The sequence below is a fragment of the Aminobacter sp. P4_D5 genome, from assembly GCF_056401815.1.
The window spans coordinates 1-613 of sequence record NZ_JBFUIP010000975.1 but is presented as its reverse complement, the minus strand read 5'-3'; the positions used below and the strand labels follow the sequence as shown (position 1 = coordinate 613).

Annotated in this window: 1 protein-coding gene; it reads left to right on the top strand. The window is 71.9% G+C overall.

All coding sequences use genetic code 11. From position 1 onward, the window contains the following. A partial coding sequence (locus AC1DWF_RS36155) for an alpha/beta hydrolase (RefSeq protein ID WP_476843266.1) occupies window positions 1-613 on the top strand: 613 nt, incomplete at both ends.

Sequence of the window (613 nt, the reverse complement as noted above, 5' to 3'; positions counted from 1 at the left end):
CCGCCCGGCCTGGCCGGGACCGCGCCGCTGCTGGTCTTCATCCCCGGCGGTGGCTGGCGGTCCGGACAGCGTGCGGACTACCGCTTCGTCGCCTATCCCTTGGCCGGCCTGGGTTGCCGCGTCGCTGTCATCGACTACCGGCTCTGGCCCGAAATTCGCTTCCCGGGCTTCGTCGAGGACACGGCCCTGGCCGTCCGCTTCCTCACCGCGCGTGAGCCTCGGCGACGCCTGATTCTGATGGGGCACTCGGCCGGCGCCTTCAACGCCGCCTGCGTGGCACTGGACCCGAGCTGGGGCGCGCAGGATGGCGTGGGCGGCTTCATTGGCCTCGCCGGCCCCTATGATTTCGGCGCAAACGAGGTCGATCCACCCGAGATCTTCGCGGGAGCGCCGCATGTGCTGGCCGCGCCGGCGCCCTTCGGCCCCGCCACACCGCCCATGCTACTATTGCATGGCGCGGCGGACACCACCGTCCGGCCGCAGCATTCTAGCGACCTGGCGGCTCGGGCGCGGGCAGCCGGCGTGCCCGTGCGCCATGACACCTATCCCGGTATGGGCCATCTCGGTGTCATCGCGGCTCTTGCGGCGCCCGTTCGGGCGCTCGGGCTGGAGG